This window comes from Lentzea sp. NPDC092896, from assembly GCF_044754905.1.
Taxonomy (GTDB): Bacteria; Actinomycetota; Actinomycetes; order Mycobacteriales; family Pseudonocardiaceae; genus Lentzea.
Genome location: NZ_JBIVPX010000005.1, coordinates 417726 through 432074, shown reverse-complemented (window position 1 = coordinate 432074; position 14349 = coordinate 417726). Strand labels below are relative to the sequence as shown.

The window sequence follows — 14349 nt, the reverse complement described above, 5'->3', positions numbered from 1 at the left end:
CGGTGCGTGTCGTTCCTGTCGACCTCGGTGCGTTCCAGTCCGGCGGCCAATCTGCTCGCCCAACCTCTCAACGACCTGGACCCGCGGAAGATCTTCGACGCCATCGCCACTCTGACCGGGCTGGACCGCGAACTCGATCAGGAGCAGGCCCTCCGGTCAACCGAGCACAAACACCGCACCGACGTTCGCGACGCGACGGACGATCTCGACCGCTGGGAACTCGACATGGCGGTGGTCGAGACCGGCATCACCCGGCGCGTCGAAGCTCGCCACCTGCTGGGCGATGCGGCCGAATCGTGGAAAGCCCGGTGCGCGCGACTGTTGCTCGACGGGATCGTCCGCACCGACGAGATCCGGCTCGATCTCAAGAACCTGGACGTCCGCGCCGCAGAACTGCAGGCCGAGTTGTCAACTGTGGAAGACGACCTCGCCAAGTTGAACGATGACGAGGAGCTCGACCGCACCTTTCGCGACGCCGAACGACGCTGGAAGAAACTGAACGAACGCGACAAACAGCTGGACACCGATCATCAGGTCGTCGCCCGGCGTGTAGAGGAACTGGCTGAGGAACATCGGCAGCTTTCGGACAAAGCTCGCGGTGCCGACGGACGCAGCGTCGAGACTGCGCAGACCGAGGAGGCCGATGCTCTCACGGGGGTGGAACAGGCGCTCGGCGCCAAGGGAGTCGCCGAAAAAGCCGAGGAACGAGCGCGCGAGCGGCTCGCCGCCGCGGAATCCGGTGAGGACGTCGCCGCAGAGGAGTTGCAGGCGCTGCGTGAGGAGGACATCCCCGCCGCCCCGTTGCTGGACGTCGTCCAGCTCAACCCCGGCCAGCGACGCGACTGGGAACCCCGCCTCGTGCCCTACCGCGGCGCGATCGTGATTCCACGCGGGCACGCTGGCGAAGCCCAGGCGAAACTCGCGGGGCGGTCAGGGACTGCGACGCTCGTCATCGCCGACCCCCCATCAACGCACGCGCCCACCCACAGCACCAGCCTGCCCGCGAGTGCCGACCCGAGGTTCGACCTCACCACGTTCCTGACCGCGATCCTCGGCCGGGCGGGCGCCCAGCCCGCGGAGATCGACGTGGCCGCTGGGGTGCTCGTCGTGGGCGAGTTCGCAGAGCCGCTCACCGGCCGCGCCGCGCGCATCGCCGCGGCCCGCGCCGACCATCGTGAGAAAGCCGATCTCCTCACCAAGGCCGAGAAGATCCTCGCTACGGCACGGCACGCGCTGTTACGAGCCAAGACTCGTACCGAAGCGGCCGCAGCCGCTGAGAAGGTGGATGCGACCGCGTTGAAGATGTTCGAACTGCGAACGGCCAACCAGGGACGGGAACAACAGCGCACTGCGCTGAAGCCCGTGCTGGACACAGCGCATAAGGCCTACGCCGACGTACTGGGCGCGAGGCAAGCACGCGAGGAGCGAATCGAGAACCTGCGCGGCACCGAAAGTCGCCTGATGCGTGAGCTGACCGATCAGGACGAAACCAAGACGAAGCTCACCGATGAGCGACTGGCGTTGGATCTGCCCGGCCGCGAGGCGGCCTGGGGAGACTCACCCGAGTCCGCCAACCGGTTCCTGCTGGCTCTGGGCACCGAGCTGCACACCCGCACGACCGCTTGGTGGAACGAGGAATCGCAGCACCAGGTCAACGAGGTCGTGCGGAGGTGCTTCCCCGACGGCACACCGCACGACGAAATGCCCGCCGAGATCCGGGAACTGCTCATCGAGCAACGCTGGCAACGCGGCGGTCTGGACGTTCGAATCCCCCTGGTCCCCGACCTCATCCGCGCGCTGCGCACCCATCTGAGGCTCACCGAACGGCATGACCTCTACGAGCAAAGGCAGATCGCCTCTCAACGTGCGCAACGCACCAGCGACCTGGAGGCGGCTCGGAAGGGCTTGGGCGAGGCCGAGCAGACCTCGCAAGCACACCGGGCGTCGCTCGCCCTGGGAATCAAGGCGAGGCTCAAGAAGGTCAGCGATGAGTTCGACCGCCTCGACCAACGCTACGGCGGGTACGGGGCGGGCCTCGACTACCCGGAACCCGAGCCACCCGCGGATTCCGATCGGCCGTGGCAGTGGACCGTCACGCCCAAGTGGCGGCGCGCCGAAGGGCAACGGATGTCTGGCTACAACCTTCGCAGCAACACCGCTCAGATGGACGAGAAGGCCGTCAAACTGGTGTGCGCCGCTGCGCTCGCCGGAGGAGGAAGCCGTCCCTTGCTGCTCGTCCTCGACGAGCTCGGCCGCAACCTCGGCAAGCAGCATCGCCGCGAGGCGGTCGCGCTATTCGAACAGATCGGCAAGGACCGCGACATCACCGTGATCGGCGCGCTGCAGGACGACATGGAGCGCTACGCCATCGAGGCGTCCGGGCTCTACGTCAAACTCCGCCGCCGTTCCGACAGCATGGCCTACAACGAGGCACCTGTCATCGTTGGAGACGAGGCCAACCGCGCCCGCGTCGAGCTGCTTCGTGATTGGTTGACCTCCTACCGCCCTGCGGACGACGGGTCCGATGAGGACACCCCGGAGGAGGGCACAGCGTGATCGAACCATCTCACCCAGCAGGGGAATTCCCGATGCCCGGCCATCCTGGCGTGCCCGAAGGACTCCGTGCCTATGCTCAGCCGACGAACGCCGACGGCACCTTCGGCCGCGACCGCGCCGGCCGCCCCAAAGTCCGGCGGGTGTACCTGCGCGCGCACCCGCCCACTCCCCCACAACGGCCAGACGGTCTCGTCAACGACGCCGACTGGAACTGGGCCACCACAGCGCCGCGCCGATGGAAGACCATCACGACCAAGTTCGGTGATCGGGCTGATCACGTGGCACTCGCCTTGGCCCGAGCCGGGTGCGTCGGTCTGGAGCACGACTACGTGGCGGGCACGATCCGCCATCCACCCCTGGGCTGGGCCCCTCACTCTGAGCTGCACGCTGCCGGGCGAGAACACAAGAGCCGACGCGGCGAACGGCGGTCGACCCAGGACGCGGAGTCGCTCCGTCTGGTCGGCGAGCTCACGCACCATCCCGCCGCCAAGCCGCTGCTGACCATCCTCTGTGGACACCGTGATGGGCCGTACCGGGACCACGTCATCGAGGTGGCCCGCTCGCTGCTCGCCGACGACGTCTCGACCGAGCTGGGCGCGACCGCGCCGTGGGCCGCTGTGCGGTGGCTCGGGCGCGGCGCGAAGTCCGACTACGACAGGGACCAAGAACCTCTCGCCGAAGGTGGTCAGGGTGCGGTCTACAGCGGCGTGCACAAACACACCCGTATCCCCGTTGCACTGAAGCGACTCCGCTACGGCGATGAAGACGCCCTGCACCGCATGCGCCGTGAGATCTCCATCGGACGCCTCTACGGGGAGCATCCGAACGTCATGCCGGTCCTGGACTCAGACCCAGGCGGCCGGTGGTTCGTCATGCCGCTCGCGGAGGGCAGTGCCGTGGGCCACGTGGACCGCCTACGGCGGGAAGCAAGAGCCCTCCGGGACCTCGTCACTGCGGTCTGCGAGGGACTGCGCCGCCCACACGCCGACGACAGGATCCATCGCGACATCAAGCCGGCCAACGTCCTGCTGCTCAACGGCAGGTGGGTCGTGGCGGACTGGGGGCTGGGGCGGCAGCCCCGGGGCGAAACCAGCGCACCGGGCCGCACCAGGACCGGTACCGGCTTCGGCTCCGAGGGATTCGCCGCGCCGGAGTTGGCTTCCGGAAACCCCCACCACGTGACGGCCGCCGCCGACATCTACAGCATCGGCCGACTCATCGCGGCCATCCTGACCGGAGAACGACCGGAGCAGAACCTCCCACTGCTGCCCACCAGTGGGCCGTGGACAGGCGTGGTGGCGGAGGCGACCCAGCACAGGCCGGCCGACCGGCCACAGGACGTGGACGAGTTCCTCCGTCTGATCGGGGACGTCCCGTGACCTTTTCGTTCCGACACCACCACACCCAGAAGTTCTGGTCCGCATCAGCCGAAAGGATCATGTCGTCGATGACGCGTATCGCGCTCGAACCGTATTTCCTGCACCAGGACCAGGTTCAGTCACTTCTCGGCGAGCAGCGGACGGAGTCAGCACGGGCGCGGGCTGCCCGCAGGAGCGATCCCGAAGCGGCATTCCCCTACGTGCTCGCCGCAGAACTTGGCGAGGCGCTCGCCCCGCTAGGAGTCGGCGAACTGGCGAGGTGCGTCCTCGAACAGGACCTGCGCGAGGGACAGGTCGTGGGCGCTGAACTGGAGTTCACGTTCCAGCGAGACCGCGACCGCGACGCTCCCGGCTTCAAGCCGGCCAGCTTCACCGCGGTGCTCGAGCCGGGCGAGCCGGTGCACGTCACCGGGACGTTCAACGCGGCGAGAGTCGCCAGTGCGTCCGCGCCCGGCGGCCTCGCCGGCCGCCGGCGGGTCTATCTGATCGGGACGGTCACCGGTCTCGGCGCGCAGAGGGTCGAGCTCAGGCCGGTCTTCATCGGAGTCAGGTCGTTCGTCGAAGACGACCCCGCCGCGGGAGGACGGGCACCGGGAGCTCGGATCTACCCCAGCGACATCGGCCAGTTCAGTGGAGTCGACTTCGCGTCCCCCTTCGCCGCGGCCGAAAGTGAAGCGGTGCTGCGGGTGTCGGAGGACACAGTGAAACACGCCTTCGCGAGGGTGATCGGCGAGTCATACGTTCCGAAGGACTGGGGTGGCGAGCGCTCCGACCTCTACACGTCACGGGTGTTCGCCCATGGGCGCCAGATGTCGGCCGCGTGGCTGTTCAAGGGTCCGGGCCACCCTCGTGCCATGGACGTCAAGGCCCTGGGCAAGAACGGAGACCAGATCGACCGGCTGTTCACCGAGCCCGCAGAACTGCTCGTCCTTCAGCACTGCCATCAGATCAAGCCCAGCGTGGTCGGCATGATGGACGCCTACGCCCACGACGTCCGGCGCCCCCGTTCCTACATGATCATTGACGGAGCCGACACCGGACGCATCCTGAGATCGCTGGGGTTGCTCCCGGCAGATCCGCACCTCCAGGGTGACTGAACCGGAGCCCAACAGCACTGACATCGGTCACGGTTGCTTCGGCCGGAGACTGTCGTGGTCGGCCAGAACCTCACCACCTGTGGCCGACCACGGCGTCGCGATGTCAAGGGCTCGGCGCACGACGAGCCCGGCGGCTCAGGACCTCAGTCCCGAAGCCAGGTCATCCGCCATCAGTTCGTCGCGTTCTTCCGGCGACAACCACCTAGCGCTGCTGCCCCTGGGCGACTTCTCGACCATGAGGATGTTCTCGAAGTCGTCCGCCACGTCTCGCATGTGGCTGATCACCGCCACCAAGCGGCCATCGCCCGCGTTGCGATGCAACTCTCCCAGCGCCTGATGGAGCGCGTTCGTGTCGAGAGTCCCGAACCCCTCGTCCAAGAACAGCGCTTCGACGCGACCTGCGCCTCGCGACGTGACCTCCACAAGTGCCAACGCGAGCGCCAGGCTGGCCAGAAAAGTCTCGCCGCCGGACAGCGTCTTGACGTCGCGGACCTGCCCGGTGGTCGTGTCGACGATCTTGAACTTCGGAGCGAAGCCGAACCGGCCGTCCGTCATGGACTCGAAGATCTGGCTTGCCGTGCCGAGCAAGGTTCCTTGCCGGCGCTGCACGACGCTGTCGACGAACTTCCCGTCCGCGAGCAGCTTCACGAGCTCGTGGAGCCCCTCCACCAACGGACGTGCCGCAGCGAGCCGGGCGTCGAGCTCCTGGCAGACGGGAAGAGCCCGTTCCGCCTCCCTGCGCTCGCGTCTGGCGGTCTCGACCTCGACGTTCGTACTGCGGACGAGCACCTCGAGGTGATCCTCATCAGAGGCCTCGACGCCCGCGTACGCGAACGCGATCTGATGCCGCAGCTCCGTGACCTCGGCCTGGCAGGCGTCCGCCTGCTTGAGGCACGCTTCGAGAGCGGACGCGACCGCCACCACCGTGTCAGCGGCCCACGCCGCGTCGTCCGCGAGAGCGGGCTCCGAGCCGCGTCCGGGAATCCCCTCGCGGTCCAACGCAGTCAGCACCACCGAGGCGCGCTCCACTAGCACGCTCAACTCCTCGACCAAGGCCGCTCTCTGTTTCTCGATCTGCTCGTCACGCCGCTGGCGGAGTTTCTCCGCGTTCTTGCGCGATGCCCCGGCGGCGGTCTCCGCTCGCTCCTGCCGGTCTCGGAGGTGGCCGAGTGCGATCTCCTGAGTCTGGGCTCTCTCGACAGCCGCCTGGATGGCCGCCGGGGTGATCTCCGCCTCGCGGTAGAACGGAAGCTTCCGGAGGTTGTCCTCGATCGCCTTCCACCTCGAATCCAGACTGCGGACGGCGCTCCTCTCGTTCTGTGCCCGTTGACTGATCAAGGGCTTGGCCGTGTCGATGCTGGCGCGGAGATCATCGTGTTCCTTGCGCACCTCGCTCAACGCGGTCGCCGTGGCCTCAGCGAGCGTGCAGGCGGCACCCGCTGCAGTGATGACGGCGGCGAGCAGGACGTCGTCGGCGACCTCCAGGTCAACCGCCCCCATGCGGGCCCTTGCTTCGCCGAGAGCGTCCTCACGCGCGACAGTGGCGAGTCGAGCCGCCTCGACCTCCCGCTCGAGCTCACCCTCCGCCTTGTGTAACAACTCTTGTGCTTTCTGCACCGCCTTGTCCGTGATGACGCGCGCCTTCTTCGCGTCGTCCACGGACTTCTCAGCGGCGGAGATGTCGGCACCGAGCGGCGGCTGGTAGGTCTCGGGCAGGCTGCGGGCGCACACCGGGCAGTCGTCACCGGCGCTCACCCCAGCAGCCGCGTGAGCGACCGCGTCGGCCTGGTAGGCCGCACGCAGGTGGTCCTGGGCGGCTTCCAGAGCCTCCGTCGCTCCCTGATGTGCTTCGCCAAGCACGAGTGCGCGGTCTGCCAGCTGCTTGACCTTCTCGCGCCTGGTGTTCACACCTCCGTCCGCCGTGTCGGCGAGCTTGGCGGAGGTTCGCGCCTTGTCGAGCAGCAACCGGCACTCGGTGACTTCGGCCGTCGCGGTGCTCGACTCGCCAGCCGCGAGCTCGGCTGCCTTCCGCGCCGTCTCCGTCTTCTCCGCGAGCACCGGGAGTCGTCGCTCACTCGACTCCAGCTCGGCGAGCGACTCCGCGATGGCGGCGCTTTCGGCTGCGAGGCGGCCCCGTTCTTCGTGCCAAGCCGGAACCTGCTCTGCCGTTGCGGCGAGAACGGTCAAGGCGGAAGCCGTCGAGGCCACACCGATCCCGTGTTCCTCCGCGGCCTCCAGCTCGTCCTTCAGCTGTTGTACCTCGGCCTCGTGCTGGTCGAGCTCCTGCCGCAGCGCGACCTCGTCCTCGGCGAAGCGCGTGTCCGCGATGACCAGGCCAGCGAACTCGTCCTGCAGACCGGCGCGGGACTTGTCCCCCAACCGCTTTCCGATGCGACGAAGCTCCTTCTCCCGGCGCCCCGCTTCCTCTGCCTGCACTCGTGCTTCGCCGACACGGTTCTGAACGGCTTCCAGACGTTCGAGCACCTTGGAGGACTGGGTGAAGCGACGTGATGCGTCAGCCATGCCGGCTGCGGGGTCGGCGGGAAGCTCTCGACGCCGGAGCTCGGTCTCGTGCAGAGGCCGTGTGAGCCGTTCGATCATCGCCTTGGCACGCTTGCGCATCTCCGAGAGCGAGTCGAGGTCCAGCACGCTCTTCAGCAGTGCGTTGCGCTCTGAATCGCTGCTCTGCAGGAGTTCCTGGAACTTTCCCTGCGGCAGCATCACCGCCCGGAGGAAGGTCTTGGAGTCGAGCCCGATCAGAGCGGTGATCCGCTCAGTGACCTTCCTCGACCCGTCGACCTCCTCCCCTGTGTCGAGGCACTCGAGGTGGTGGGGCGGCGTCACACCGCGGGAAGCAGCTGCGCGAGTGACCTTCCACGTCTCGTTCTTGACGCGAAACGTGAACTCGACGCGCATCAGGCCGTCACCGCTGGACGCGATCAGAGGGCCACCACCGCCGCCCTGGACGGGCCACGTGCACACGCCGTAGAGAGCGAAGCAGATGGCTTCCAGCAACGAGGACTTGCCTGCGCCAGTGTCCCCGATGATCGCCATCAGATCGACGCCGGTGAAGTCGATCACCTGCTCCCCGCGGTACGAGCGCAGGCCGAACACCTTCAGCTCGACGGGCCTCACGCGACGTCCTCCTCGTCCACCTCTGTGGTCAGCGGCTTGGCGAGCAACTCCTCGACCTGAGCCACCGCGGGAATCGTCATGTCGTCCGTCTCCCCGAGGTCCAGGAGCGAGGCGAACAACGGCGGCATGTTCTCTGCGGCGGTCCCGGACGTTCCGTTCTCCTCTAGGTACTCGACGAAGAGGTCCTGAAGGGATGGTTCGGCGCCGGGTTCCCGTTCCCTTTCCACCACCTGCAACCGGCGGTCGTCCGGGTTCTCGGCGATGTCCAGGATCGTGGCGTTCGGGAGGAGCGCGTACACCTGCTCGGACAACGTCGGGTCCGGCTTCGGTGTCGTCACCTCCAGGCGGCACAACTGGTCCGTGATCGTCGGTGCGACTGCCCGAAGCTCGTCCATCGTGCCCGTGAAGCGCCACAGACGGCGTCCGGCGGTCAACGGAACGAGCCGGATCTCCGCGTCTGCCCCAGGCACCAAGTCGACGATCACGACGCTCTTCTGTTCGCCCAGCTCACCGAAGTCCAGCTCGAGCGGGGATCCCGCGTACCGGCCGACCACTCCGGCACCGGGAAGCCTCTGGGGTTTGTGGATGTCCCCGAACGCCGCGTACCCGACCTTCGGGATGTCGCCTGCCTCGGTCGCGTAGCGGTCACGCACGTGCGGAGACGCCGAGTGGCGGGCGAGATCCGCCCCGCTGAGGTACTGGTGGCCCGCGAACGCGGTGACGTGGCGTTGCGGATCCAGGTCGCGGAACAACTCTTCCGCAAGCACCAGCTGCATCGCGCTGACCCGTTCCGCGTACCGCTTGCGGAGGTCGTTCGCGTCCTCGTAGGCGTGCATGATCCTGTTGGGGTGCACGTACGGCAGCACCGCGAGCCTCAACTCGACCCCGTCTGCGCCGGCGAAGTTCAGGATGCCGCCGTCGGCCGCCGGGGCCGGCCGGTCAACGAACCGGATGCGACTATCCGGGCCGAGCCAGCTCGCGATGAAGCGGAACAGGTCGGGCGAGTCGTGGTTGCCGCAGATCACCACCACGGGGGCGATCTGCGCGAGCTCGCGCAGCACCTCGCTCGCCTTCACCATGTCCTTGTAGGACGGTCGTGGATGGTCGAACAGGTCGCCGGAGTGGATGATCACGTCCGGTGCTTCGTTCTTCGCGATGGCAACGATCTCGGCGAGAACCGCGACGTGGTCGGCGAACCGCGGCTCCTTGTCGGTGATCCGGCCGAGGTGCCAGTCGGAGGTGTGGAGGATTCTCATCGTCTCTCTCAGGCCGCCGGATTCCGGTGGCGTCGCAGGTGTTCGAGCATGGAGTGGTTGGCGGCCCAGCCGTCGGGGAACTTCGCCGGCACGTCGATGTGCATGGGCTCGCTCGTGGGGTGTGCGTCGAGGAGCTCCTGAATCCCGGCCCTGGCGACGACGATGCAGGCGTGGCGGTGCCGGGAGGTCAACACGCAGAGCCGGCCGGACTCGAGGTGGAACGCCGTGGCGTCCCTCCGCCCGGACAGCGGGTGCAGCACGATGACGACGTCGAACTCGGCGCCCTGCAAGCGGTTCGCCGTGTCGACCGTGATGTCGGCGCCGCCGCGGGCGGTGAGCTCGCGCTCGATCGCGGCGACCTGGTCTCGGTGTGCGGCGCCGATCGCGATGCGGTTCGCCGTCACCGGCTGCTCGACCTGATCGGGCGCCGAGGTCACGACGGTGCCGCGTTCGAGCAGCCTCAGCGCGATGGTCACGATCGCCTCGACGGCGTCCGCGTCGGTGCGCATCGTGTGCTGGCGTGGAAGTTCGTGCAATGCCCAGCCGGTCGTCGCGGCCATCTCGAGCGTGTCGTCGACCGCACCGCGACGGAGCGGGCGGGTGGTGAAACCCATCTGACGTTGTCCGGGTCCTGTTCCGGCGTCGAACGGCGTGAACGGGTAGAACGCCGTCGACACGACCGGCGCCGCCTCCGCCGACAACCTCCAGGACACCGGGAGCTGGTGGACGGGCAACTCCGGGTTGCTGCGCTGCATCGCCGCCACCGCGCTCTGCATCGGATCCCACGGCAGGCCTGCCCAGCGGTCGAGCTCCATGGTGGAGAAGGGGTCCAGCTGCCCGGGATCGCCGACGAAGAGAGCCTCGTCGAACAGCCTCGCGACCTGGAGAAGGGCGTCCGACCTCATCTGGTAGGCCTCGTCGATGATCGCCCTCTGCCAACTGACATCTTTGACGTAGGACCACTTCTTCGCCGTGGCGATGGTGATCTGCGGCCGTCCCAGCTCGTCGAGCTTGCGGCTGTGGGCAACGTTGGGATGTGCGATCCGGCGGTCCGGCACGTAGTCGGTGCCGTCCAACCGGCCGATCGTCACGCCGGGCGCGTGTCGGGCCATCCGGTCGATCAGGTCGTCGACCTGCGCGTTGGTCTGAGCGACCACCATCACGGTCTCACCGTCGGCCGCCATTTCGGTACTCGCGCGGACGACCAGGGTCGACTTTCCCGCGCCGGGAGGTGAGTCGACCACGACTCCGCGGTGGTCGGTCTCGCGGAAATCGTGCAATGCGGCGGCCACGACTCGGTCCGCCGCGGCGGAAGGGTCCACTGTGGTCACGACCAGTCCTCCTGCACGTCCTCGTTCGTCACCCGCACCGGCACCGGCGGCCCGCCATGGGTCCACGGCGTCTCCTCGAGGCTCGGGAAGTCCCCATCTCGCTTGAACTCGTCGCTCAACGCGCTGTAACAGACTTCCTCGCCCTCCGCCGGCAGACTCCGGGGAGGAGGTGGCTCCTTCGTCTTGTTCCCCATCCCACCCGCGAGCTCCAAGGAGATGATCAGGGCGCCGGCGTCCTGCTCCACCTCCAGGATCTCGGCCTTCTGACGTTCCCGGCGTGGGTCGAGGAGCGTTCCGGAGACGAGCGACACGGGGTCGTCGGTCCGCACCTTGATCAGCGGTCGCCGCGCCTTCCCCGCGAAGCGGTCCACCTCGACCTCGACGACGGTGCCGACGAAGGCGTTGCCGGCGAGGCGGTGCTCGGCCATGACCAGTGGGTCATCGAACGCCCGCTGTGCCTCGTAGTTGGCCTGCGTCCGTTCCAGCCGACTCAGCCTCCTGGCCGCAGCCACCGCGCCGTCACGCTTCGGCTGAGGAGGACTGCCGTCGTTGAGACGGGCGTAGAAGGTCTGGTTCGACCGGACGTCACGCACCCATCTCCTGACCACCCGCTCGCCCGGCGGCAGCTGCCTCATCAGGTCGATCGCCTGCCACACGAGGTCCCACGTCGGTGCGAGCTGCCCTCGCAACGCGGACTCGAGCCGTTCCCTGGCGGTGCGGAGCGCGACCGGAGTGCTCGCGGCGTCGTAGGCCGCCATCGCCGGTGCCAGCACCTCCCGGTCGAAGGTCGGGTCGGTCGCGGGCCCCGCGGGCGGATGGGTCACCGGGTCCTCGGCCGCGAGCGCGGCCGCCCGGCCGTTCATACCGTCCGGCGGCCGCAGCCACGCCATCAAGGCGGGGAGGTGCGCGTCCTCCACCGCGCTCTGCCCGGTGGCCCAGTGCTGAGCCAGCACAGTCGTCGCCTCCAGCAGCATCGACTGGCCCGGGTACTCCGCCTCGTGGACGAACTGCGTGAGCCACCGGCCGAGCCGCGGCACCGTTTCCTCGACGGGGTACGGGCCGTCCACCGAGCGGTACCGGGTCGAACGGCCGAACAGCTTCAGGAACGCGGTCGACCTCGGGTTGGGCACCCACAGCTGTGGTCCGTCCACCGGCCTGGTGGACTCGTGCACCCGTTCCTGGACGACCGATGGGAACCTCGCGATGTAGCCCTGGAACAGCTGCCCCAGGCGGTGTGCGAACCCGAACCGCTGGTCGCGGTCACGCGGCTGGTGGACGACGAGCAGGCGAGGGCGCTCACGCTCGTCTCCGACCAGCGCGGCCAGTGGTGCGTTCGCCTCACCGGCGAGCGCCAACTGCACGCACACGAACGGCCGGTCGGCGACGTGGACGTGCCGCACTGTGGTGATGGGCTGTGCACAACCGGATTCCACCGCGTGCGCCCGCGCCAAGGCGGTCAACGTGGTCATGCGGTCTCTCCCAGGCATCGGGTGCGGAGGCGGTGAGCGGTGCGGAGCACGCGCGCGGCCTCTTCCTCGTGGACGGACGGCGGCCGCGTGCCCGCGGCCAGGGACAGCGCTTCGGAGACGAACTCGATCCCTCCGAGCTGTTCCTGGACGGACCGGCCCAGCGCCTCGGTCCGCCCCTGGGACTCCTCACGGCACCGCAACGACATCTCGCACGCCGAGAGGCACTCGGGTGCGTAACGGGGTTCGAGGTGCTTCAGCGCCTCGTCCAACTCGCCGACCGGACGCGTCGGTGCGCCCGTGCTGTCCGGCCGCAGTTCCAGCGTCAGTCCGGGCGGGAGCACCCCCAGGATCGAGTCGAGGTCCTCGAGACGGTCGAGCTGGCGCCGAAGCGTGGTGAGCTGCTTGCGCACGTCGATCAGGGCTGCGGTCGGCGTGTTTGAGAAGTCCTTCGGGCACACCAGGACCACGTCGTGCGAGACGATCTCCGGGTCGTGACCGAGGCCGGCGACGAAGTCGCGCATCGCCATGACGTAGACCGCCGACTGGATCGCGGCGGCTGCCACCTTCCCGGGTTCCGCGCACCGGTCGATCACCGGGAACGACTTGATCTCCACGATGTGGAAGCGGCCTGCGATCTGAAACGCGATCAGGTCGGGCTCGAGGTACACGGCCCGTCCACCAATGTCCAAGCGCAGCAAGGGATGGGCGAACAACGTGCCGGAGTCCTCAGCGGACCGCGCGGCGTCGCGCAGCAGCTGGACCGAACGGCGGTGACGGGTGTCGAGCGACTCACGCCCGGCGACGTTGTCCAGGGCGTGGTAAGCGACCTCGGGCAACGACAGGCCGAGCATCTCCCGCAGCAGCCGGATCAGTTCTGCGGCGCCGTTGGCCTTGACGATGGACTCGAACACGTTGCCGCGAGCGAGTGCGAACGGGGAATCGCCGAAGGGCGCGGGGTCACCCAGGAACTCGGCAAGGGCTTTCTTGTCGACGCCGGCGGCATCGAGGACTCGCCTGCGCGCACAGCCGGGGTTGCTGGTCAGCGCTGCGATCGTCCTGGCGTTGTGCTTCGTCGGCTCGGCCGGCCCCCGAATGCCGTCCAAGCGCGAATTCGGTTCAGTCACCGTGCTTCTTTCTCGGGGTGCTCCGTGAGGAGGGTGGTTCAGGAGTCGGTCGCGGTACGACGTACGACCTTCAAGCTGGAGCCGAACAGCTGATGGGTCTCATCGAGCTGGGTCCGGGCTCGCTCGGCCGCGTCCTCGCGATGCGCGAGATCGGCGTCCTCGTGCACGCTCAGCTCTGCGGCTGCGGCGGCGGCGACCACCGCTGGCTGCATCGCGTCGAACGTGGGTGCGGCGTCCGGGATGTTCGCCGCGTACTGCCAGAGCAGTCGCAGCACCGGTGCAGTCGGGGCGCTCATGCGCTCGACCTGGTGCGCGAGCGCGATGCCCACGCGGAGGAAGTCGACCCGCGCGCTCAACGGCCCGACCACCCGCCGTGCCAACGGCCAAGTGGACACGGCCACGAGACCACGGGCGGGAACGAGTCTGTCGTAGGTCAGCGCGTTGCAGAGGTAGTACGGCCGGGCGTGGGGTGACGACCGGAACGACCGCTCCTCGTCCCGCTTCAGGCTGGTGAGCTTGACGCTCGTGAGGTCACCGCCGAACACGGCAGTGTGCACGGAGACGACCAGCTTGGGCGCTGACGGGACCGTCAGGAGCACGAGCGCCTGATGGACCTGTTCCCGCGCGGGGAGGATGGACCCGGTCTGCGCCGGTTCGCCCACTTCCGCGACAGGAGCGGTCAGCGCGGCGAGGGCGTTCTCCCACGCCTGTTCCATCCTGCGCAGATCAGCGCGCAACTCACGTGCCCGAACCGGATCACCCGAGGTCGCCGCGCGGCGCACCTGGGCGCGCAACTCGTCGATCTGCCGCTCGAGGTTCTCCAGTGCCTCCGTCATGAACAGAACCGTATCACCTATCCCAGTATCTCCCAGTATATGCCCAGCATTGCATTTGCAACCAAGGGCTGCAACCCTTCCCTACCTGCGCCGACTGGATCAGCTCATGTCGTTGAACCACTCGATCGAGTGCCGGACCTTTCGTTGGAGTGTTGGTCGAGCAGAC

The 14349-nt window shown here is 68.1% G+C and carries 9 protein-coding genes; 3 read left to right on the top strand and 6 right to left on the bottom strand.

Going from position 1 to position 14349, the window contains the following annotated elements; genetic code table 11:
* The first annotated feature begins 6 nt into the window (after positions 1–6).
* The 3 genes from ACIQF0_RS26445 (at position 7) to ACIQF0_RS26435 (ending at position 5032) form a co-directional block, all read left to right on the top strand.
* A complete protein-coding gene (locus ACIQF0_RS26445; protein WP_401033420.1) occupies positions 7–2556 on the top strand; it encodes a chromosome segregation ATPase in 2550 nt (849 codons plus the stop codon).
* Between the two features lie 32 nt (positions 2557–2588).
* Positions 2589–3935, top strand: coding sequence for a serine/threonine-protein kinase (locus ACIQF0_RS26440; RefSeq protein WP_401033418.1), 1347 nt, complete (start codon positions 2589–2591; stop codon positions 3933–3935).
* Positions 3936–4003: 68 nt separating this feature from the next.
* Positions 4004–5032 (top strand): hypothetical protein, encoded by a 1029-nt coding sequence (locus ACIQF0_RS26435; RefSeq protein ID WP_401033416.1) that lies wholly within the window; start codon positions 4004–4006, stop codon positions 5030–5032.
* Positions 5033–5167: 135 nt separating this feature from the next.
* On the opposite strand, the gene ACIQF0_RS26430 is transcribed toward ACIQF0_RS26435, so the two are convergent.
* The 6 genes from ACIQF0_RS26430 to ACIQF0_RS26405 are packed head-to-tail and all read right to left on the bottom strand — an operon-like array spanning position 5168 to position 14183.
* On the bottom strand, positions 5168–8167 hold the full coding sequence (locus ACIQF0_RS26430; RefSeq protein WP_401033414.1) for an AAA family ATPase: 3000 nt from the start codon (positions 8165–8167) through the stop codon (positions 5168–5170).
* A complete protein-coding gene (locus ACIQF0_RS26425) occupies positions 8164–9423 on the bottom strand; it encodes an exonuclease SbcCD subunit D (RefSeq protein ID WP_401033412.1) in 1260 nt (419 codons plus the stop codon). The genes ACIQF0_RS26430 and ACIQF0_RS26425 overlap by 4 nt, the downstream gene beginning before the upstream one ends.
* 8 nt (positions 9424–9431) lie before the next feature.
* Positions 9432–10754, bottom strand: coding sequence for an AAA domain-containing protein (locus ACIQF0_RS26420; RefSeq protein ID WP_401033410.1), 1323 nt, complete (start codon positions 10752–10754; stop codon positions 9432–9434).
* Positions 10751–12223, bottom strand: a complete 1473-nt coding sequence (locus ACIQF0_RS26415) for a hypothetical protein (RefSeq protein WP_401033409.1) — start codon at positions 12221–12223, stop codon at positions 10751–10753. The genes ACIQF0_RS26420 and ACIQF0_RS26415 overlap by 4 nt, the downstream gene beginning before the upstream one ends.
* Positions 12220–13347, bottom strand: coding sequence for a hypothetical protein (locus ACIQF0_RS26410; RefSeq protein WP_401033407.1), 1128 nt, complete (start codon positions 13345–13347; stop codon positions 12220–12222). The genes ACIQF0_RS26415 and ACIQF0_RS26410 overlap by 4 nt, the downstream gene beginning before the upstream one ends.
* Positions 13348–13385: 38 nt before the next feature.
* A complete protein-coding gene (locus ACIQF0_RS26405) occupies positions 13386–14183 on the bottom strand; it encodes a hypothetical protein (RefSeq protein WP_401033405.1) in 798 nt (265 codons plus the stop codon).
* Positions 14184–14349: the final 166 nt, after the last annotated feature.

Excerpts from the sequence above, each read along its gene's own strand:
- ACIQF0_RS26440 (WP_401033418.1), top strand. The coding sequence starts at position 2,589 with ATGCCCGGCCATCCTGGCGTGCCCGAAGGACTCCGTGCCTATGCTCAG.
- ACIQF0_RS26435 (WP_401033416.1), top strand. The coding sequence starts at position 4,004 with ATGACGCGTATCGCGCTCGAACCGTATTTCCTGCACCAGGACCAGGTT.
- ACIQF0_RS26405 (WP_401033405.1), bottom strand. The coding sequence starts at position 14,183 with ATGACGGAGGCACTGGAGAACCTCGAGCGGCAGATCGACGAGTTGCGC.
- ACIQF0_RS26415 (WP_401033409.1), bottom strand. The coding sequence starts at position 12,223 with ATGACCACGTTGACCGCCTTGGCGCGGGCGCACGCGGTGGAATCCGGT.
- ACIQF0_RS26425 (WP_401033412.1), bottom strand. The coding sequence starts at position 9,423 with ATGAGAATCCTCCACACCTCCGACTGGCACCTCGGCCGGATCACCGAC.